Origin of the sequence: Xanthomonas sp. WHRI 10204 (genome assembly GCF_040202875.1) — a bacterium.
Taxonomy (GTDB): domain Bacteria; phylum Pseudomonadota; class Gammaproteobacteria; order Xanthomonadales; family Xanthomonadaceae; genus Xanthomonas.
This window is the reverse complement of sequence record NZ_JBEGDW010000002.1, coordinates 1,264,703-1,285,578: the sequence shown is the minus strand read 5'-3', so window position 1 is coordinate 1,285,578 and position 20,876 is coordinate 1,264,703. Positions and strand designations below refer to the sequence as shown.

Genomic DNA, 20,876 nt, shown 5'->3' with positions numbered 1-20,876 from the left:
TTACGGGCGTACCTTGGTCGCGCAGATAAACGTGGCGGCCTGCTGCAGACGACTGATCGCACCCTGGTCTTCCAGTTCGCGGATGTGATCGTTCATGCAGGTCAGATAACCGAAGCGGTTACCGGCATTCTGCGTCTTGCACAGGCTGCTCTCGGCGGTCAGGTTCGCACCGACGATCAGACCGCCGGTTTCCACCGTCGGCACCAGCGTGCTGCAGTTGCCCAGCCGGGTCAGGCCACGGTTCAAGGTCCAACCGATATCGGCAAACATCGCCGGGGTCAGGTCGATGTTCAGATGCGCCTGTACTTCCGGCGTATCGAACGGTTCCATCAACGCGTTGGGCTGCAGGTCGGTATCGAAGTGCGAGAACGTCGAACCACCGGCCACCACGCTGGGCGCATACAACCGCGTGCGGCCTGCGCTGTCGGTGCCCTGCAGCAGCTCGGGATCTTCGTACAGCGCCGCCACCACGCCGGTGCTGCTCTTCAACCGTGCGCCATCGGCCTGCGACACCATGATCGCCGGGATGGTGATGTCGGTGATCGGCGGCGCCGCATTGCCCATGGTCTGCACGCCGCCGGCGTTGTTGGCCACGATCACGCCCACCGCACCGTTGAGCTGTGCGTTCTTGACCTTGATGGCGAAGGCGCAGGTGCCGCGGTCGATCAGCGCCACCTTGCCGGCCACCTCGGCCGCATTGACGAACGGGGTTTCGCAGCCATCGGTGGCCGATGCGGCGGCAACGCCATCATTGATGGTCACCACTGCGCGCGCCGGGAAGTTACCGGCGCTGGCCAGCGGCCCGAAGCTGGCAAAGCCCACTTCGAACTTGCCAGCCGCAGTGGCTGGCGCGCTGACCTGCAGCAGCGTGCGCGGGTCCAGGATCAACGCCGCCTCGCGGTTGACGCGGGTGCCGGCCCACACCGTGCGACCGGGCGTGCGCATCGCCTCGGCGCGCAAGGCGTTGGTCATGGTCGGGTCGTCGAAACGCTTGTTCTGCACGTTATCGAAGGCCTGCGAGGTGTAGACGTCGGTCAGGCCGCTGCCCGAACCGAGCACGCCGGTGGTCTTGTTGAGGAAGCCGGCAGCGCCCAACCCGTGGCCGATCTCGTGCATCACCACGTTGAGGAAGTTGATCTGCCCTGCCGGGGTCTTGCCGTCCAGGCCCAGGTACCAGCCCGAACCGGCCAGGCAGTCGTCCTTGCCCAGATCGCCGTTGAACTGCGAAAACACGTCGGCCGGATCGGCCGGATCGGGCACCAGGTCCTGCCCGGCGATCGCATCGCCCAGCGCGGACGGATACAGCGTATTGGCCTTGGCGCCGGGGAAGTCGTTGACGATCCAGTTCGGGCCGGCCTGGCCCAACGTGCCGCCGGTGGCGGTGCAGGTCAGCCGTGCAAACGAGGCATACACCTTGATTTCGACGTTGCTCTGCAGCACCGCGCCCCACAGATCCATGGCGTATTGGTAGGCGATGCGACGCTGTTCGCCGACCGACCGCCCGGGATTGCCGCCCAACGGTGCGGCGGTGGTGGGGTCGTTCAACCCGACCACGGTGCCGGCATCGCCATTGATCAGCGTGACGTTGGCAGCGGATGCATGCAGCGGCGCCAGCGCCGCGCCCACGGCCAGGGATAACAGCAACAAGGGCTTATTCATGCGGCAGCGCTCCGTGCTCGGCGTGGGCGGGTTGGGTGTCTGCGTCGTCGCTGTGCTCGATCACGATGCGGCCGTCGGCCTGGCGGGTCGCGGTCAGCGAGCTCATTTGCGTGGCCGGCAACTTGCGCACCACGGTGCCGTTGGGCAGGCGACGCTCGGTGGCGCGTGCGGCCGCCTCGGTTTGCGGCACGGTCGTGCGGCTCGCCCCACTGCGGGCGGCGGAGCCGGCCTGCTGGTCCAGCGCCGCACTCTCGGCGTCGGTCAGCGGACGCAGCTTGCCGGTGACGGGATCGATACCGACCTTGGAACTGGCGGCGACGTCCTGCGCCCCCGCAACAGCGGGCAGGCAGGCAACACACAGCACACCGGACAGCATCCATCCGGGCTTGCGAAAGCTCATCATCGTTGGGATTTCCTTAAGTCCAACCGCAGAAAGAACGCCGTGCGACACACCGGAGTTCGGGAGATACTTCCGTTTCAGTCTGTTCATGACTGAACCATGAATCCGTGATGTGTGTCAATCTTTTGACAGTTGGCGCGCTGAATGCGAACAGATGTCCTGAAAACGTCAGCCTCGCGCTTGCGCCACGATGCTTTTCGGAAATCGGTAGCGGTCCTGGGGCGTTTTGGTCAGAAATCTGGCGCCCTGGTGACGGTGTGCGGCAGATCGCTGAGCTCCCTGTTTCCCAGGGAGCGCCCCCCCCGGGAGGGGCAGGGGCGGCCGCGCCTCGTGGACCTCACTGCACCAAGGTGGCTGCGCGCACAGCTCCATGCCGTTCCTCGCCCCGGCCCGTGCGGCTGGCGCGGACGCACCAAGGCAAGTCACGTCAGTCGCGCGCGAGCCGTGCCTTGCTGCTCCGCGGGAGGGGGTCTGGATTTCGCCGCGACGACGCAGTCGACACCGGCGACCCAATGCCTGCGAGCGGCAAGCGGCAGTGACCAACCAGCCGTCAGAAACCAACAGCCAGCACAGCGATAGGCCGCAGCGGGCAAGCAGACAGGCCCACAGGAAAGCGCAGGTGTGCGTGTACGGACTCGACACGCCCACTCGTACACTGCGCGTCCTGCAGAGCGCTTCGATCGTCAACGATCGCAGCGACACGCGCATCCATCGAACCGAACAGGTCACGCATGCACGCCGTCATCTACCACAACCCCGCCTGCGGCACGTCGCGCAACACGCTGGCGCTGATTCGGCATGTCGGCATCGAACCGCAGATCGTCGACTACCTGCAGCACCCGCCCAGCCGGCAGATGTTGCAATCGCTGATTGCCGACGCCGGTCTGTCGGTGCGCGATGCCATGCGTCAGAAGGGCACGCCGTATCTGGAACTGGGATTGGACAATCCCGCGCTGGAGGACGCCGCACTGTTGAGCGCGATGCTTGCGCACCCGATCCTGATCAACCGCCCGTTCGTGCAGACGCCGTTGGGTACGCGCCTGTGTCGTCCATCCGAGCAGGTGCTCGACCTGTTGCCGCTGGCCACCAGCGCATTCGCCAAGGAAGACGGCGAACCCGTGCTGGACGAGCGCGGGCAGCGGATCGTCGCTTGAGCGCTGCAGCGGATCGCAGTCCTGCACTGCACCGCTACCCACTCTGCGGCTGCTGCGCTAAAAGCAAGCAATAAAACGGTTACGCGACCAACAGGCCGGACGGATTGACACCTTGGCGCCATGGCAGTCTGCACCGCTAATCGCACTGCGTCTGCCGCGCTGAGAGCGACCAACAAAGCGACCGTTTAACCGCAAGTATGTTGACTACAGGCAGGCGCGGCCGGTGCAAGGAAGCGTTATGCAGCACTCGTACACTGCGGCTGGCGCCACCCATGCCAACCGGCAGCCGCTCGCTAGCGTGTGTTGGCCGTTCTAAAATCGCTGTCGTGTTTTTGAGGAGCATCGATATGATTCGCGAAATTATCCGCATGGGCGACAAGCGCCTGCTGCGCGTGGCGCCGCCGGTGAGCAACCTGGGCAGTGCCGAGTTGCATGCCTTGGTGGCCGACATGTTCGAGACCATGGATCATGCGCACGGCGTCGGTCTTGCGGCTCCGCAGATCGCGGTGGACCTGCAACTGATGGTGTTCGGCTTCGAAGTCAGCGAGCGTTATCCGGACGCGCCCACGGTACCGCGCACGGCCTTGGCGAATGCGCAGATCGAGCCGCTGTCGGACGAGATGGAAAACGGCTGGGAAGGCTGTCTGTCGATTCCCGGCCTGCGCGCGGTGATCCCGCGTTACCGCCACATCCGTTACCGCGGCTTCGCCCCCGACGGCAGCCCGATCGAGCGCGAGGCCGAAGGTTTCCATGCCCGCGTGGTGCAACACGAATACGACCACTTGGTCGGCCGCCTATATCCCTCGCGCATCGAAAATTTCGACACCTTCGGCTTCGAAGACGTGCTGTCCTACGATCTGTAACGCGTTACTTGATCCGGGCACGGTCGCGTGCGCAAACGCGGCCGTGCCGAAGCGATCGCGTTTGACGCGTGGCAATGCCCGCTGGCCGCTCAACCTTGACCATGCGTATCTCTGCGGCTCACACGTTGTGTAGCGCATGCATCGCAATGCTGAGCCAACGCAGCGCCCAGAGACTCACCTCGCACCGCGTGGTGCAGCTTGCTTCCATCAGTCCTCAACGAATGCGACAGGCGCGATGCTCTTGCCGCTTCCGGGACCCTGTAGCGGCATGGATGCCGCTACGGAGCCTCCACGGACGGATTCACGGCGTGTCCCGGAAGCGGCAAGGGCATCGCGCCCTCGACCACCAGTGATGCCTCAATCATGGCAAGCGCACCTTCAATCGCCCAGACGCGCCGTAACCCCCAACCGTTGCGTGCACTAACGCATACCGCATCCAAACGCCACATGCCACACCACTCATCCACACCCGCCGCCCCCAGCCCCACAAACAAAAAGGGCGCCTAGCGGCGCCCTGATCGTGACAACTTGAACGCGCTTACTTCAGCGCCTTGAAGCGCAGACGCTTCGGGCCCGCGTCATCGCCCATACGGCGACGCTTGTCTTCTTCGTACTCGCGGTAGTTGCCCTGGAAGAACTCCACATGCGAGTCGCCTTCGAACGACAGGATGTGCGTGGCGATACGGTCGAGGAACCAGCGGTCATGCGAAATCACGAAGGTGTTGCCCGGGAACTCCAGCAACGCATCTTCCAGCGCACGCAGCGTTTCGATATCCAGATCGTTGGACGGTTCGTCGAGCAGCAGCACGTTGCCGCCCTGCAGCAGCGTCTTGGCCATGTGCAGACGGCCGCGCTCACCACCGGAGAGTGCCCCGACCATCTTCTGCTGGTCCTGGCCCTTGAAGTTGAAGCGCCCGATGTAGGCGCGCGACTGAATCTCCACACCGTTGATGTTGAGGATATCCAGGCCGCCAGCGATTTCCTGGAACACGTTGTGGTTGCCTTCCAGTGCATCGCGGCTCTGGTCCACGTAGGACAGCTGCACGGTGGGGCCGACCACGATTTCGCCGGAATCGGGCTTTTCCTGGCCAGTGATCATCTTGAACAGGGTCGACTTACCGGCACCGTTGGGGCCGATGATGCCGACGATGGCGCCAGGCGGCACGATCATCGACAGGTTGTCGATCAGCAGACGGTCGCCGAACTTCTTGGAGACGTTTTTGAACTCCATCACCGAGTTGCCCAGGCGCTCGCCCGGCGGGATGAAGATCTCGTTGGTCTCGTTGCGGCGCTGATAATCGACCGACTGCAGCTCTTCCAGGCGGGCCAGACGTGCCTTGCCCTTGGTGCGGCCGCCCTTGGCGTTCTGCCGCGACCATTCCAGTTCCTTCTGGATCGCCTTCTGGCGTGACTTTTCCTGGTTGTCTTCCTGCTTGAGGCGCTCGTCCTTCTGGGTCAGCCAGTCGGTGTAGTTGCCCTTCCACGGAATACCGCGGCCGCGGTCCAGTTCCAGGATCCACTCGGCGGCGTTGTCCAGGAAGTAGCGATCATGCGTCACCGCCACCACGGTGCCGGTGTAGCGCGCCAGGAACTGTTCCAGCCACTCCACCGATTCGGCGTCCAAGTGGTTGGTCGGTTCGTCGAGCAGCAGCATGTCCGGCTTCTGCAGCAGCAGGCGGCACAGCGCCACGCGGCGCTTTTCACCACCGGACAGCTTGCCCACGATGGCTTCCCACGGCGGCAGGCGCAGCGCATCGGCGGCCACGTCCAGCTGGTTTTCCAGGGTGTGCGCATCGCCCGCGGCCAGGATCGCTTCCAGGCGCTCCTGTTCCTTGGCCAGCGCGTCGAAATCGGCGCCTTCTTCGGCATAAGCCACATACACCGCATCCAGCGCGGCCTGAGCCTGCAGCACATCGCCCACGCCTTCTTCCACCGCCTCGCGCACGGTGTGCTCGGGGTTGAGCTGCGGTTCCTGGGCCAGATAACCGACCTTGATGCCGGCCTGTGGACGGGCTTCGCCCTCGAAGTCGGTGTCCACGCCGGCCATGATCTTCAGCACCGTCGACTTGCCCGCGCCGTTCAGGCCCAGCAGGCCGATCTTGGCGCCCGGGAAGAAGCTCAGCGAGATGTCCTTGATGATCTGCCGCTTGGGCGGGACCACCTTGCTGACGCGGTTCATGGTGTAGATATATTGCGACATGGGTGCTCCGTGGACGCAGGCAGCCCGCCGGCCGAGGCCGGAGGCGGCGGAAAAGGGATTGCGGCGATTATACGGGCAAGTGCCTGGGGCCGCGGCAGACGGGCGTGTAGCTAAACGGCAGCCTACCTATTACCTGAATAGGCGTTTTCGTAATCGATTCCAGCAAGAATGCGTTAAGGCGAGCAACGTCTTAATGAAATTGCGACATCGCAAACAGGAGCTGGTCATGAACCGCAATCGCATCGTCACTGTTGTGCTTTCTTCCATCCTGGCGTTGGGCTCCATGGCCCCGGCTGCGTTCGCCGGCGACTGGGACCGCGACCACGACCGCCGCGGGCATGACCGCGACGATCGCCACGACCGCGGCCGCGATCATCGCGGCAACTGGGGCAACGACCGTCGCGACTGGCGCGATGACCGCCGGGCCGAACGTCGCGACGACCGCCGCTATTACGGCAACGGTTACCGCGAGGGCTATCGCGATGCCCGCTATCAGGAGCGTCGCTACGACCGCAACCGGGTCTACGTTTACGATCGCCCCACCTACTACCGCGCTGGCCCGCCGCCGCGCCCGTATTGGGCCCGCGGCCAGCGTTATCACGGGCCGGTCTATGTTGTGAACGACTATGACCGCTACAACCTGCGTCGCCCGCCGTACGGCTACCGTTGGCAGCGCGACAACACCGGCAATCTGCTGCTGGTCGCCATTGCCACCGGCGTCATCGCCGACCTGGTCCTCAACAACTGAGCAGGCACCGGGTTGCTCGCCGAGCAATCGGGCCGGTCATCACACAAAGGCGCACTTCGGTGCGCCTTTGCCGTTTGCGCCGCGCGCCGGCCGACCGGGCGCATTGCCGCAACAGCAGCGCGATTGGTCACCCGTGCGGCGGGGGCTTACAATCGGCGGCCCTACTGGCTGCAGCTGCCCCGGAGCTTCGAATGTTCTCGCGCGACGTCCGACTGGAAACCTACGACCCCGAACTGGCCAAGGCCATCGCCGCTGAAGTTGGCCGCCAGGAGGATCACGTCGAACTGATCGCCAGCGAGAACTACTGCAGCGCGCTGGTGATGGAGGCCCAGGGCAGCCAGCTGACCAACAAATACGCCGAAGGCTATCCGGGCAAGCGCTATTACGGCGGTTGCGAGTTTGTCGACATTGCCGAGCAACTGGCGATCGACCGCATCAAGCAGGTGTTTGGTGCCGACTACGCAAACGTGCAGCCGCACAGCGGCTCGCAGGCCAACCAGGCGGTGTATCTGGCGCTGCTGCAGCCCGGCGACACCATCCTGGGCATGAGTCTGGCCCACGGTGGCCACTTGACCCACGGGGCCAAGGTCAATGTCTCCGGCAAGCTGTTCAACGCGGTGCAGTACGGCGTCGACGAGCAGGGCTTGATCGATTACGACGAGGTCCAGCGCCTGGCCACCGAGCACACGCCGAAGATGGTCGTGGCCGGTTTCTCTGCGTACTCGCAGAAGATCGACTGGGCGCGCTTCCGCGCCATTGCCGACAGCGTGGGCGCGTATCTGTTCGTCGACATGGCGCACGTCGCCGGCCTGGTTGCCGCCGGCGTCTATCCGAGTCCGATGGAGCATGCGCACGTGGTCACCTCGACCACCCACAAGACCCTGCGCGGTCCGCGCGGCGGCATCATCGTGGCCAAGGGCGCCAGCGAAGAGCTGCAGAAGAAGCTGCAGTCGATCGTGTTCCCCGGCATCCAGGGTGGCCCGCTGATGCACGTGATCGCGGCCAAGGCGGTCGCGTTCAAGGAAGCGCTGGAACCAGCCTTCAAGACCTACCAGCAGCAGGTGGTCAAGAACGCCCAGGCCATGGCCAACACGCTGATCGCGCGCGGCTACAAGATCGTCTCCGGCGGCACCGAGAACCACCTGATGCTGGTCGACATGATCGGCCGCGATGTCTCCGGCAAGGATGCAGAGGCCGCGCTCGGCAAAGCCCACATCACCGTCAACAAAAATGCAGTACCCAACGACCCGCGTTCGCCGTTCGTGACCTCGGGCCTGCGCCTGGGCACCCCGGCCATCACCACGCGCGGTTACAAGGAGCAGGACAGCATCGATCTGGCCAACTGGATCGCCGACGTGCTGGATGCTCCGGCCGACGAAGCCGTGCTGGCCAAGGTGCGCGACGCAGTGACTGCGCAGTGCAAGAAGTATCCGGTGTATGGCTGAGGTGCCGGGATTGGTGATTCGGGATTGGGGATGCGCGGCAAGCGCGTCCTTGTTCCTGCTGTTGCCAATCCCTAAACCCCACTCACCAATCTCGGCAACCTGATGCACTGCCCCTTTTGCCAGCACAACGACACCCGCGTGATCGATTCGCGGGTGTCCGAAGACGGCACGACGATTCGTCGGCGCCGTGAGTGCGAGGCGTGCGGCGAGCGTTTCAGTACCCTGGAAACCATCGAGCTGAAACTGCCGACGGTGGTCAAGAGCGATGGCGGGCGCGAGGCGTTCGACGCGCGCAAGCTGCGCACCAGCTTCGACCGCGCGCTGCAGAAACGCCCGGTGTCCGAGGAACAGATCGAAGCGGCGGTGCGCGCGGTGGTGCATCAGCTGCGCATGTCCGGCGAGCGCGAAGTGGGTTCGCTGCGCGTGGGCGAATACGTGATGGTCGAGCTGCGCAAACTCGACCATGTGGGCTATGTGCGCTTCGCCTCGGTGTATCGCAGTTTTCAGGACGTAGCCGACTTCCGCGAAGAAATCGAAAAGCTCGAACGCGAGCTTCCGGTCGGTAGCGAGCAACTGCCGCTGCTGGAAGCGGCGCTGGAACGTGCCGGCAAACCCGGTAAGCGCTGAGCGCATGCGCATCGCCTGCGTGGCGGACACGCCAGAACATTTGCCTGCGATCGCGCTGGCGCATCTGCAGGCCTTCGGCAGCCTGTTGCCGGATTGGAACATCGATGAAGCGTTGAGCGAACTGCGCAGTCATACCCGCGATGGCGTGATTCCCACCACTTGGGTCGCGCTCGATCAGTCGCACTGGCTCGGTTCGGTCAGCCTGCTGGAGAACGACGATGGCCGCATCCGGCAATGGTCGCCCTGGCTGGCATCGCTGTACGTGCAGCCGCAGGCGCGCGGGCAGGGCATCGGCGAAGCACTGGTGGCGCACTGCGTGCGGGCCGCCGCGCAATTAAAGGTGTCGCTGCTGTATCTGTATTGCCAACCGGCGCTGGTGCCGTTTTATCAGCGGCTTGGCTGGCACGCGCATGCCGAGCTGTTGCTTGGCCCGATGCAGATCGTGGTGATGGCCATCGCGCCGGAGGGAGCAACGCAATGAACGCGACGGCCGACGACCACCGCTGGATGGCGCAGGCACTGCGCCTGGCAGAACGCGGTGCCTACACCACGCGCCCCAATCCAATGGTGGGCTGCGTGATCGTGCGCGATGGCGTGTGCGTGGGCGAAGGCTTCCATCAACGTGCCGGTGGCCCGCATGCCGAAGTGTTTGCGTTGCGCGCTGCCGGCGAGCGTGCACGCGGAGCGACCGCGTATGTCACGTTGGAGCCGTGCGCACATTATGGGCGCACGCCGCCGTGCGCATTGGCCTTGATCGAGGCTGGCGTGGCGCGCGTGGTCGCGGCGATGGCCGACCCGTTTCCGCAGGTCAACGGCGGTGGTTTCGCGCTGCTGCGCGAGGCGGGGATCGAGGTGGTCAGCGGCGTGCTGCAGGCGCAGGCGCGCGAACTCAATCGTGGATTTTTGTCGCGGGTGGAGCGTGGCCGTCCGTGGCTGCGGGTCAAGCTGGGCGCCAGCCTGGATGGGCGCACTGCGCTGGCCAGCGGCGAGTCCAAGTGGATCACCGGTGCAGACGCACGTGCTGACGTGCAACGCTGGCGCGCGCGTGCCGGTGCCATCCTGACCGGTGCCGGCACGGTGCTGGCCGACGATCCGGCGATGACGGTGCGTCTGGGCGATGACACCCCTTTCGTGCCGCCGTTGCGGGTCGTGCTGGATGCGCGCTTGCGCACCGTGGGGTGCGGGAAGATTCGCCAGGGCGATGCACCGACGCTCTATCTGCATGGCAACGCTGCACCAGCGCCGTCGCTGCACAACGCCGAGTTCGTCGGGATGCCACTGCACGACGGTCGCTTCGATCTGGGAGCGGTGTTGGCGCTGCTGGCCGAGCGCGGCATCAACGAAGTGCACGCAGAAGCCGGCGCAACCCTGAGCGGCGCGCTGCTGGAAGCTGGTCTGGTCGACGAACTGCTGGTCTATCTGGCGCCGGTGGTGCTGGGCGATGCCGCCAGACCGCTGCTGGCCGGGCTTGGCATCGACACCATGGCGCAGCGTCGCACGCTGCATCTGGCCGATGTGCGCCAACTTGGCCAGGACCTGCGGCTGCGCTATCTGCCTGGTGCCGTTGAATGAGCGCTGGCTTTGGTGCAAGAGAACGTTGCCGGATGCTGATTCTGTAACTCACGTGTTCTGTAAGCGTTGAGGCCTGAGGGTGACCGTATCGAATGCGTTGCCTGCCTCGGGGCAGGGCAGGTCCGAAGGGACCAGCGATGCAGGCGACGGTTAGACACTGCCGACCAACACGTGCTCTTAAGCCTTTTTAGATGAAGCTCACTTTTCTTCTTGTCATCGGATTTCTCACTATGACCATGGACACTGCACAAGCCCGGCAGTTTGCGGAAGGGCAAGTCTGGGAATACCGCAGCAGGGCCGAAGAGCCGGGATCGACGCTGCAGATCAACAGGATCGAGATCGAACCGAAGATTGGCGAAGTGTTCCATATCAGCGTTCGCGACGTTCGGGTAAAAAATGCGCGTGCGCCCAACGCCATCTCAACGGAGTTGCCGCATTCTCCGGTGTCCAGAGCGACACTCGAAAGCTCCGTCACGACGCTTGTCGGCCAGGCCGCGGTGAACCCGGAGTATCTGGAGGGCTACACAACCTGGCGGACTGCTTTTGAAGAAGGCAACGCTGGAGTTTTCACGATCCCCGTCAGTGAGATCGTCGATGTCATCGAAACCACGATCAATCAGTAGCAGGATGCTGCGTTGGTGTCGTGGTCGACGGCATGTTCCAGCTTCTGGAAGTTTCTAGATGCAAATCGCAGCCAGCGTGCGTGCGATGTTGCAGGCGCTAGAGACGCGGCTTCCACCGCCCATTCTGCTGGTGGTGCCTGTAGCCGTGGCGAAACGCATTTGCCTTCAGGAGCGCCCTAATCGCGCCGGGAGTGGCCGGACACAAAAAAGGCTCCGCAAGCGGAGCCTTTTTTGTAGCTGCAGCGCGTCGATCAGAAGCTTGCGCGCACGCCGACACGGTACTGATTGGCGTTGTCGATGAACTGGACTTCGCCGACCAGGCCCCAGGTCGGGGTGAAGTTCACCTGGCCGCCGAGGGTGCCGACGAATTCGCCTTCGTCCACGTCGCTGCCGTCGATGTAGCCGGCCTTGATCCATGCTTCGGTCCGCGGCGAGGGCTTGCCACGCAGGCCGAGGTTACCGAAGCCCAGGCTGCTGGTGTCGGAGGAGTCGTCGATCGAACGGCCACGCAGGCGCAGGTCGGATTCGACCTTGGAGCGCAGCACGCTGATGTCGGCGATGAACTCAACGCGCTCGGTCATTTCCTGGCGATAGCCGATACCGAAGCTGGCCTGCTGCAAGGTGCCTTCGAGCACAAAGCCAGAGCCGAGGTTGAAATCCTTGGTGGCGCGCTGGTAGCCGGCGAGCAGGTAGACCGGCTCGGCAATCTTCCACGAACCGCGCAGGTAGCCGCCGTCGAGATCGTCCGAATCGCCGTTCACGGTGATTTCGGTGCGGTTCCAGCCGCCTTCGACGTAGCTGTAGCTCAGGCCTTCAGCAGCGGCGGCAAACGGGGTTGCTGCCAGCAGGGCAGCCAGAATCAGGGTGGTGCGCATAAGTGTTCTCTCTGAGTTGATGTCCGTGTCTTCCGGCCTGTTGCAGGCTGGAAAAAAGCGCGACGTCTCCCGCCGCGGTGCGCAATTTAACAGACTCTTCACAAAACTGGCTATGGGGAAATTCCTGACACGACACAGCGTCCTGTCGGCCTTAGCTTGTGGTCAGCAATGGCGCCGATGCGCGCTGTTAAACTGCGCCGGCCGGTTCGCCGGTACTTACGAACGTCTTCAGGGCGGGGTGCGATTCCCCACCGGCGGTAGGCACGTGCAAGCGTGCGAGCCCGCGAGCGCTTCGCAGCGGTGCCCGGGGTGTTATGCGCCGGGCGTGGTGCGAAGGTCAGCAGATCCGGTCCGATGCCGGAGCCGACGGTATAGTCCGGATGAAAGAAGACGGCCAACGCGCAGCCCTTGCGGCTGTGCGCGCGCCTGTTTGCTTTGCCTTGCGGCGTTTTTCGCTCAACTTCTGCGAGAAACGACTATGTCTTTGCATCACCTGTCGCGTTGCATCGCGACCTTCCATCGCGCCAACTCACCCCGATCGCTACTGCAAACGGGGGCGCGCTGATGTTTACCGGAATCATTGAAGGCGTCGGCCGTCTGGCGGCGCGCCAACCGCAGGGTGGCGATGTGCGGTTTACCTTCGCTGTCGGCAGCTTGCCGTTCGACGCAGTCCAATTGGGCGAAAGCATCGCGGTCAATGGCGTTTGCCTGACCGTGATCGCGTTCGACGCGAGCAGTTTTCAGGCCGATGCGTCCACCGAAACCCTGTCGCTGACCACCTTGGGCGCGTTGCCGGAAGGCGCGGTGATCAATCTGGAACGTGCGATGCGCCCGACCGACCGCCTTGGCGGGCATCTGGTCAGTGGCCACGTCGACGGGCTGGGTCAGGTGCAATCGGTGCACGAGGATGCGCGCGCGCAGCGCTGGCGGTTTGCGGCGCCACCGGCGGTGTTGCGCTACGTGGCCAAGAAGGGCTCGATCTGCGTGGATGGTGTCAGCCTCACGGTCAACGAAGTGGACCAGGATGGCTTTGAAGTGGCGTTGATTCCGCATACGGTCGCCAATACCGCGTTTGCGGCCACTGCGGTAGGCGCTGCGGTGAATCTGGAAATCGATCTGGTCGCGCGCTATGTCGAACGTTTGCTCGGCACGCGGGGTGAGGCATGAATTTCGCACCGGTTCCCGAGCTGATCGAAGAGTTGCGTGCCGGGCGCATGGTGGTGATCGTCGATGACGAAGACCGCGAAAACGAGGGCGATCTGATCATGGCCGCCGAGCTGGTCAAGCCGTCGGACATCAATTTCATGGTGACCCACGCGCGCGGGCTGGTGTGTCTGTCGCTGACCCGCGAGCGGTGCGCGCAACTCGGTTTGGCGCCGATGGTGCGCAATAACACCGCGCAGTTTCAGACCAACTTCACCGTCAGCATCGAGGCGGCCGAAGGCGTCACCACCGGTATCTCGGCGTACGACCGTGCGCACACGGTGCGGACCGCAGTGCGCCCGGATGCCAAGCCGCAGGACCTGAGTCAGCCGGGTCACATCTTCCCGCTGATTTCGCAGCCCGGTGGCGTGCTGACCCGCGCCGGGCACACCGAAGCCGCCAGCGATCTGCCGATGCTGGCGGGGCTGGAACCGGCCGGCGTGCTGGTGGAAGTGCTCAACCCGGATGGCAGCATGGCGCGCCGCCCGCAGCTGGAAGTGTTCGCTCGCGAGCATGGGCTGAAGATGGGCTCGATCGCCGATCTGATCGCGTACCGCCTGGCCAACGAGCACACCGTCGAGCGGGTGGACGAGCGCGACATCACCACCGAGTTCGGGCCGTTCAAACTGGTGACCTACCGCGACCGCATCGCGCACGACCTGCACTTTGCGCTGGTGCGCGGCGCGGCCGATCCGCACACCCCCACGCTGGTGCGCGTGCAGGTGGAAAACCCGCTGGCCGATCTGCTGCATTGGCAGCGCGATGATTTCGGCGTGGCCGCCACCGATGCCTTGCGTGCGATCGCTGCCGAAGGGCAGGGCGTGATGGTGGTGCTGTCGGCCCCGCGCGACAGCGAATCGCTGTTGGCGCGGCTGCGTCAGCAGCCCGAGGCCGCCACCAATGCTAAGGACGTCAGTCAGTGGCGTCGCAATGGCGCCGGCGCGCAGATCCTGGCCGAACTGGGCCTGGGCAAGCTGCGCGTACTGGGCACCCCGCGCCGCCAGGTCGGCCTGGCCGGCTTCGGGCTGGAAGTGGTGGAGTATCTGGAATGCCACGCGGGCGAAGCGGTGCGTTCGGTGCCGCCGACCGCGGTGCCGTAGCGCATCCAGTCCCGGCAGCGCGTGCTGGCTAGCGGGTGCGGGCGTCGAAGGAGCGGGTGGCTGTGATGTCGCCCGTGGCCCATCGACAACCGCATGCCGCTGGCACAACGCGCTGCAGCTGGTGCACCAGGGCGTCCAGGACGCCCGGCAGTGCCTGCTTCGGCGGGCCGCTGCCTCAGATGTCGGCCGGGCCTGGGCCCGGCAGCTGTTAAACTTCCCGCCCCCTCGAGTTGCCGACCCGCATGACCCACTACGAAGGCGATCTTCGCCCCACCACCGCGCGCTTTGCGATCATCGCCAGCCGCTGGAATGCCCGTATCACCGACGTGCTGGTTGCCGGTGCACGCCAGAGCCTGGCCGGCAACGGCGTAGGCGAGGACGCCATCGACGTGATCCGCGTGCCGGGCGCCTGGGAAATTCCGATCGCTGCCAACCGCGTGGCGCAGTCCGGCCAGCACGGCGCGATCATCGCGCTGGGCTGCGTGATCCGTGGCGATACCCGCCACTACGAACATGTGGCCGACCTGTGTGCCGAAGGCCTGATGAGCGTGCAATTGCAGACCGGCGTGCCGGTGCTCAATGGCGTGCTGGCGGTCGAGCGGGTGGAAGATGCCGAGGCGCGTGCCGGCGGCAGCCATGGCAACAAGGGCGAGGAATGCGCGCTTGCCGCACTGGAACTGGTGAATTTGATGGAGTTGTTGCCATGAGCAAGTCCGGTGGACATGCCCGCCACGGCCGTCGCGACGGTATCGACCCGGTGCTGCGCTCGCGCGCACGCCGCCGCGCCTTGCAGGCGGTGTATGCCTGGCAGATCTCGGGCGGTTTCGCCAAGCAGGTGATCGGCCAGTTTGCGCATGAGCAGGCGCACGAAGTGGCCGACCTGGCGTACTTCGAAAGCCTGGTGGAAGGCGTGCTCACCCATCGCGCCGAGCTGGATACCGCGTTGACGCCGTATCTGGATCGCGGCGTGGAAGAGGTCGATGCGATCGAGCGTGCGGTGCTGCGTCTGGCCGCCTTTGAGCTGCTGCATCGGCAGGACGTGCCATACCGCGTGGTGATCAACGAAGCGATCGAAACCGCCAAGCGCTTCGGCTCCGAACACGGGCACACCTACGTCAACGGCGTGCTGGATCGCGCTGCAGTGGAGTGGCGCAAGGTCGAGTCGGGCGGCGTTAGCGGCGCCTGAGTCGCGGGAATCGGGAGTCGGGAATGGGGAATCGTGAAGAGCCCCACTGCTCGCGACCACCCGCCGCATTTGCGATTCTCCATTCTCCATTCCCGATTCCCGTTGCCATGCCCGAATTCGATCTGATTGCGCGTCTGCGCACGCGCATCGCCGCGCGTGCCGATGTGCCGCTGGGCATCGGCGACGACGCAGCGTTGCTGCAGCCGCCGGCTGGCGAGCAGTTGGCCATCACTGCCGACACGCTCAATGCCGGGGTGCATTTTCCGCACGAAACGCTGCCCGACGATCTGGGCTGGAAGACGCTGGCGGTCAACCTGTCCGACCTTGCCGCGATGGGCGCGCAGCCACGCTGGTGCACCTTGTCGCTGTCCTTGCCGCACGACGATCTGGCGTGGGTGGACGCATTTGCCGATGGATTCTTCGCGCTTGCCGATGCGCATGGCATCGCGTTGGTCGGCGGCGACACCACGCGCGGGCCGTTGTCGTGCGCGGTCACCGCGATCGGCAGCGTGCCGCCGGGGGCTGCGCTGCGTCGCGATGGCGCGCGGGTGGGCGATGACGTGTGGGTGACCGGCCAGCTGGGCGAAGCGGCAGCGGCGTTGTCGCTGTGGCAGGCCGGCGCGTTGGATGTCACGCGTGTGGCGGCGGATCCGCTGCATGAAGCATGGCGCAGCCGTTTGCTGCGTCCGCAGCCGCGCGTGCAGGCAGGATTGCGGCTGCGTGGGCTTGCCCATGCCTGCGTGGATGTCTCCGACGGCCTGCTGGCCGATCTGGGCCATCTGTGCGAGCGCAGCGGTGTGGGCGCCCACCTGGCGTTGACTAACTTGCCGCAGATGTCGTGCAGCGACGGAATCAGCGCGTTGCAGTGCATCGGCTGGCAATTGGGCGGCGGCGACGACTACGAACTGTGTTTTACCGCTGCCCCACAGCACCGCGATGCCGTGCTGCAGGCGATGGCGTTTGCCGGCGTGGCTGCCACGCGCATCGGCCAGATCGTTGCCGCACCGGGCGTGGTGGTACACGACGCCGACGGCCATCCCTGGCAACCGCCACAGCGCGGGTATCAGCACTTCGTCGGTTGAGGGAGTGGCGGCTGGTGCTGCTGCGCTGACGGGTCACGAAAGCTGGCGCTGGGCGGTGTGTCCGCTGTGGCGGTGCCAGCCGGGCGATGCGCATCGGCGAGCGTGGTAGGGCGCGTCCCGAACTGCCTGCGTTGCCGAGTGCGGTGCTGCGGGGCGAGGTTCTGGGGCCTCACCCGTCCTGCCGATGTGTTTCGCGAAGACAAAACGGCCACGCGATATCGCGCTGGTTGCAGCACGGCTATGCCCCTGAAAAATTCGGTCGCAGTGGCGCCATGAGGGCATGTGTCGACTTGTGGGCGGTTGTGTCGGCGGCGGGGCGGCTCAACGCCCGTGTTTCAGTGGGGGTATCAAATTCCCGCCTCTCGAATCCCCAATCCCCAATCCCCAATCCCCAATCCCCAATCCCCAATCCCCAATCCCCAATCCCCAATCCCCAATCCCCGCCTTGAACCCATACCGTACCGTCTGGTACGTTCGCCGGGTTCTCCCCCGAACCACGGATGCATGGCAGTTGCCGCTGGGCTATCCCGGCCCGGCTTTGCGTGGGAGAGAGCAGCATGAACAAGGTTTGGATCCGTGGCATCGCCGCGGTGGCGTTGCTGGTGTCGTCGGCATCGGCCGTGGCAGGCGCCTTCAGCAAGACCTACGAGCGCATCCCCGGCTGGGATGGCACGCCGATGGGGGCGCTGGTGCTGGTGCCGCAGGGGCAGGGAAGCGGGCCGTTTCCGCTCATCGTGATGCCGGCCAGTTGGTCGTTGCCCAATCTGGAATATCTGGGCCGCGCCACTCAGCTTGCCAGCGATGGCTATGTCGTTGTCAGCTACACCTCGCGCGGGTTCTGGGATTCGGCCGGGCAGATCGACATCGCCGGGCCGGACACCGTGGAAGACGTCAGTGCGGTCATTGATTGGGCGCTGGCGCATACGCCGGCCAACCCGAATGCGATCGGCGCGTCCGGCATCTCCTATGGCGCGGGCATCAGCCTGCTGGCCGCCGAGCGCGACCCGCGCATCAAGGCAGTGGCTGCGCTCAGTGGCTGGGCTGATCTGGAGGCCTCGCTGTATTCCAATCGCACCGTCAGCCAGCAAGGTGTCGGGTTGCTGGTCGGCGCGGGCGCGTTGACCGGACGCGCTGGCCCGGATCTGGCGCAGATCGGTACGAAAGTGGCGCAGGGCGATTTCGATGGTGCGGTGCAGGGCTTCCTGCCGCAGGCGGCCTCGCGCAGCCCGGTCACCGACGTGGCCGCGCTCAACGCGCGCGGCACTGCAGTGCTGCTGGGCAATGCCTTCAACGACGGCTTGTTTCCGCCGAATCAAACCATCGCCTTCTTCAATCAGCTGCGCGGGCCCAAGCAACTGCTGCTGAGCCAGGGCGATCACGCCACCACGGAACTGCCCGGCGCCTTGGGCCTGCCCAATGAGGTTTACACCGCAGCCACGCGTTGGTTCGATCGCCATCTCAAGCAAGTGCGCAATGGCGTGGATGCCGAAGCGCCGGTGCGGCTATCGCCGCGCGCCGGGCAATGGCTGACGTATCCGGATTGGGCATCGGTGCAGCAAGGCACCACGCGCCTGGGTCTGTCTGCACCGGCCGGGCTGCTCAGCCCCACCGGCGGATTGATCGCTGGCACGGCCAGCGGATGGCAATCGCGCATTGCCACCGACGTGCCGACCCTGGCCGACTCGGGCGTGGTGCTGGTCAGCGGCCTGTTGCAAGGCATCGGCTTGCCGGTGACCACCTCGATTCCGCTGGTCACCCGCGCTGGCGCGGCGGTGTGGGTTGGGTCGCCGGCTAGCGGTGTGCGTCAGCTGGCGGGCAGTCCATCGTTACGCATCACGGTGGTGCCCACGCAATCGAAGGTGAGCCTGTTTGCGTATCTGTACCGCATGGACGCGTTGGGCATTGCCTCGTTGATCACGCATGCGCCGTACTCGCTGCGCGATGCAACGCCCGGCCGCGCGGTGACCCTGGACTGGTCGCTGCAGGCCGCCGCCGCCGAAATCCCCGCAGGACAGCGTTTGGTGCTGGTCATCGATACCCGCGATGCGCGCTACACCGACGCAAGCGATGGCGGCGGCATGGTGACGTTTACCTCGCCGGTGGCAACGCCATCGGTGTTGAGCGTACCGCTGCGGTAAGGCTTCAAGGTAATACCGAGCCTTCGTTTGCTTACATCAGCGGTGGATGATTGCCATGACCTGTGTTCGCCTTGCCATTGCACTTGCGTGGCTACTGTGCAGATTGCGAACAAGTGGGATTTTCTCTTTGGCCTTGTTGCGGCATGGATGCCGCTAGGGAGCTTTAAGTGATCGGTTGATGGCGTATTTCGCAAGTGAGTAGGGCAACGCGTCCTGCGATCACACTGGCTTGGGTTTTCAGATGCTGTCAAAGCGCGCTCGTATCTCTGCATGTCGTTGCGTTCGATGAGCGACGGCGAGAAGCCGCTGATCTGTGCGGTCGCTGCAGGGCTCTTGCCCGCCCACCATCGCAGGACACGCCGCAAGTACGTCCATGTAGCAACTGTGTTGGTCAGGACCTCAATCCGCGACCGTTGATCGGTGTCCTTCGGGCGTGTTCCTCGGTAGGTGCCGGCCGCTGGCTGGCACGCTTTTGCGGTTACTCACGGCCGCCGAGTGCGCTCAGGTGGACTGCATGGCGGCTCTTTGATCGCGCACGCGCGCATTGAGGATGACCAGCATCTTGCGCATCACCTCCACGAGGGCGACCTTGCCTTCCTTGCCGCGTGTGCGCAGCGATCTGTAAAAATCGCGCAGACCTGGCTCGTGCCGAGCCGAGGACATCGCCGCCATGTACAGCGCCTGCCGGATATCGGCTCGGCCTCCACCGATCCCCCGTTTACCACGCATCGCGCCGCTGTCGCGCGAGAGCGGGGCAACGCCAACCAATCGGGAGATCTGCTTTCCGCTGAGCGTCCCAAGCTCCGGTAACCGGTACACCAGTACGGCCAGCAGCACCGGACCGACCCCTTTGAGCGTCTTCAACGCGGCCAGGTGCGGTTGCTCGATGAGCAGCGTCTTCAGCTGCCCGGCGATCAGTTTGTCTAGCCGCGCCACGCTGCGCACAAGCTGGTTCACGTTGCCCTGCAGGATCTTTCGTAGCGCTTTTTCCGCAACCTGCAGCAACTGCTGCCTTGCTGCTTTCAACAGTTCGACCAGTTGCCGACGGGCACGTACATGCTCGCCCAGATCGCGCTGCCAGGGTTCCAGTGGAACATACCGATGGAGCTCCATCTTCTCGGCCATGCAGGCCAACATGGCCGCGTCCAGCCGGTCGGTCTTGGCCAGTCCCAAACCGTTGGCCAGGTTGCGTGCCCGTTGCGCATTGACGCGCGCCATCGGCAGTGCGGCGTGATGCAAGGCATCCAGCGCTGCCAGCTCGTAGCCCCCGGTCGCCTCCAGCACCACCTGCCGCACCGACAGCGTCTTCAGCCAATCGACAAGCTTCCGATGACCGCCTGCGGTGTTGGTGAACTGACGGGTTTGGCCTCGAAAAACCGCAACGTCCAGAAAGTGTTTGCACACATCGATCCCGATTCCGCTCATGGGAAATCTCCGCTAGGCTAGAAATGTCGAGAGTTCCCTCGCCTGCCCAGTCTTATCGTTTCGAGTGTCATCTCGGGCAACTGTTCGGGCGAATCAAGGGAGAATCCGGCGTGGGTACCAAGCTACATGGCGATCGCTGAGATCCAGGCTCTGACGGCAGCCCACGCCGGCTCTCGACACCTAAACTGCCAGATTCCGAACAGATAAGGCGCTTATGCGGCATCCATGCCGCATAAGGTCCCGCGACGGTGGGCGGGCAAGGGCCATTCGAGAATGTCGGTATGCATGGTTAAAAGCAGGGCATCGTTCGCGTGCGGTGCTGTGGCGAGCAGATGAGTTTCTACTCCTCGCTTTTTTATGGGAAGAGCCCACATATAAAAAGTATGTACTCAAGTACAGCAATCATGTCGTTACGTCTGTAGCTGAGTCGTCAGCCGCATCAGCTCAATCAACCCCACAACGTCATCTATCTGCGCCACTGCGTGTCACCGTTCCATCCGCACGCAACCAACTCGACAGGCGCACTGCCCTGGCCGGTTCCGGGACCGTGTGGCGGCATGGATGCCGCCACCGAGC

The 20,876-nt window shown here is 64.6% G+C and carries 19 protein-coding genes and 1 riboswitch; of the genes, 14 read left to right on the top strand and 5 right to left on the bottom strand.

What is annotated here, in order from left to right:
• Positions 1-1,659 carry a PA domain-containing protein gene (locus tag ABQZ00_RS16505; RefSeq protein WP_115527084.1) on the bottom strand — a complete coding sequence of 553 codons (1,659 nt, stop codon included), beginning with the start codon at positions 1,657-1,659 and terminating at the stop codon, positions 1-3.
• Positions 1,652-2,062 carry a post-PEP-CTERM-1 domain-containing protein gene (locus ABQZ00_RS16500; RefSeq protein ID WP_115561291.1) on the bottom strand — a complete coding sequence of 137 codons (411 nt, stop codon included), beginning with the start codon at positions 2,060-2,062 and terminating at the stop codon, positions 1,652-1,654. Before ABQZ00_RS16500 ends, ABQZ00_RS16505 begins: the two co-directional genes overlap by 8 nt.
• A gap of 728 nt (positions 2,063-2,790) precedes the next feature.
• Between ABQZ00_RS16500 and arsC the strand changes: the two genes are divergently transcribed.
• Complete coding sequence (gene arsC / locus ABQZ00_RS16495) at positions 2,791-3,213, top strand: arsenate reductase (glutaredoxin) (RefSeq protein ID WP_323538741.1); 423 nt, start codon at positions 2,791-2,793, stop codon at positions 3,211-3,213.
• Between the two features lie 347 nt (positions 3,214-3,560).
• Positions 3,561-4,076, top strand: coding sequence for a peptide deformylase (gene def / locus ABQZ00_RS16490; protein WP_115512537.1), 516 nt, complete (start codon positions 3,561-3,563; stop codon positions 4,074-4,076).
• Between the two features lie 538 nt (positions 4,077-4,614).
• On the opposite strand, the gene ettA is transcribed toward def, so the two are convergent.
• Entirely contained in the window at positions 4,615-6,276 is a 1,662-nt protein-coding gene (gene ettA / locus ABQZ00_RS16485) for an energy-dependent translational throttle protein EttA (protein ID WP_055850852.1), read from the bottom strand.
• Between the two features lie 226 nt (positions 6,277-6,502).
• Here ettA and ABQZ00_RS16480 point away from each other — a divergent pair, with 226 nt between their 5' ends.
• From ABQZ00_RS16480 to ABQZ00_RS16455, 6 genes are all read left to right on the top strand, one after another.
• The gene (locus tag ABQZ00_RS16480) at positions 6,503-7,024 is read left to right on the top strand and encodes an RcnB family protein (protein ID WP_323538742.1); all 522 of its coding nucleotides are present in this window, start codon (positions 6,503-6,505) and stop codon (positions 7,022-7,024) included.
• A 191-nt stretch (positions 7,025-7,215) separates the two neighbouring features.
• Positions 7,216-8,469 carry a serine hydroxymethyltransferase gene (gene glyA, locus ABQZ00_RS16475; RefSeq protein ID WP_115561295.1) on the top strand — a complete coding sequence of 418 codons (1,254 nt, stop codon included), beginning with the start codon at positions 7,216-7,218 and terminating at the stop codon, positions 8,467-8,469.
• A gap of 102 nt (positions 8,470-8,571) precedes the next feature.
• Positions 8,572-9,096 (top strand): transcriptional regulator NrdR, encoded by a 525-nt coding sequence (gene nrdR, locus ABQZ00_RS16470; RefSeq protein ID WP_005997276.1) that lies wholly within the window; start codon positions 8,572-8,574, stop codon positions 9,094-9,096.
• Positions 9,097-9,100: 4 nt separating this feature from the next.
• Positions 9,101-9,577, top strand: coding sequence for a GNAT family N-acetyltransferase (locus ABQZ00_RS16465; protein ID WP_323538743.1), 477 nt, complete (start codon positions 9,101-9,103; stop codon positions 9,575-9,577).
• Positions 9,574-10,668 (top strand): bifunctional diaminohydroxyphosphoribosylaminopyrimidine deaminase/5-amino-6-(5-phosphoribosylamino)uracil reductase RibD, encoded by a 1,095-nt coding sequence (gene ribD / locus ABQZ00_RS16460; protein ID WP_323538744.1) that lies wholly within the window; start codon positions 9,574-9,576, stop codon positions 10,666-10,668. Before ABQZ00_RS16465 ends, ribD begins: the two co-directional genes overlap by 4 nt.
• Positions 10,669-10,859: 191 nt before the next feature.
• Positions 10,860-11,291 carry a hypothetical protein gene (locus tag ABQZ00_RS16455; protein WP_323538745.1) on the top strand — a complete coding sequence of 144 codons (432 nt, stop codon included), beginning with the start codon at positions 10,860-10,862 and terminating at the stop codon, positions 11,289-11,291.
• Between the two features lie 251 nt (positions 11,292-11,542).
• Here ABQZ00_RS16455 and ABQZ00_RS16450 read toward each other — a convergent pair whose 3' ends face one another.
• A complete protein-coding gene (locus ABQZ00_RS16450) occupies positions 11,543-12,166 on the bottom strand; it encodes a hypothetical protein (RefSeq protein WP_055850863.1) in 624 nt (207 codons plus the stop codon).
• Between the two features lie 220 nt (positions 12,167-12,386).
• Positions 12,387-12,562: riboswitch (FMN riboswitch) on the top strand.
• A gap of 168 nt (positions 12,563-12,730) precedes the next feature.
• Between ABQZ00_RS16450 and ABQZ00_RS16445 the strand changes: the two genes are divergently transcribed.
• From ABQZ00_RS16445 to ABQZ00_RS16420, 6 genes are all read left to right on the top strand, one after another.
• Complete coding sequence (locus tag ABQZ00_RS16445; protein WP_115584350.1) at positions 12,731-13,333, top strand: riboflavin synthase; 603 nt, start codon at positions 12,731-12,733, stop codon at positions 13,331-13,333.
• Complete coding sequence (gene ribB / locus ABQZ00_RS16440; protein ID WP_115553018.1) at positions 13,330-14,469, top strand: 3,4-dihydroxy-2-butanone-4-phosphate synthase; 1,140 nt, start codon at positions 13,330-13,332, stop codon at positions 14,467-14,469. The genes ABQZ00_RS16445 and ribB overlap by 4 nt, the downstream gene beginning before the upstream one ends.
• Positions 14,470-14,711: 242 nt before the next feature.
• Positions 14,712-15,176 carry a 6,7-dimethyl-8-ribityllumazine synthase gene (ribH, locus tag ABQZ00_RS16435; protein WP_055850871.1) on the top strand — a complete coding sequence of 155 codons (465 nt, stop codon included), beginning with the start codon at positions 14,712-14,714 and terminating at the stop codon, positions 15,174-15,176.
• The gene (gene nusB / locus ABQZ00_RS16430) at positions 15,173-15,655 is read left to right on the top strand and encodes a transcription antitermination factor NusB (protein WP_055850874.1); all 483 of its coding nucleotides are present in this window, start codon (positions 15,173-15,175) and stop codon (positions 15,653-15,655) included. Before ribH ends, nusB begins: the two co-directional genes overlap by 4 nt.
• Positions 15,656-15,762: 107 nt before the next feature.
• Entirely contained in the window at positions 15,763-16,737 is a 975-nt protein-coding gene (gene thiL, locus ABQZ00_RS16425; RefSeq protein WP_323538746.1) for a thiamine-phosphate kinase, read from the top strand.
• A gap of 557 nt (positions 16,738-17,294) precedes the next feature.
• Positions 17,295-18,875, top strand: coding sequence for a CocE/NonD family hydrolase (locus ABQZ00_RS16420; protein WP_323538747.1), 1,581 nt, complete (start codon positions 17,295-17,297; stop codon positions 18,873-18,875).
• Positions 18,876-19,376: 501 nt separating this feature from the next.
• Here the strand turns inward: ABQZ00_RS16420 and ABQZ00_RS16415 are convergent.
• Positions 19,377-20,300, bottom strand: coding sequence for an IS110 family RNA-guided transposase (locus ABQZ00_RS16415; RefSeq protein ID WP_323538748.1), 924 nt, complete (start codon positions 20,298-20,300; stop codon positions 19,377-19,379).
• Positions 20,301-20,876: the final 576 nt, after the last annotated feature.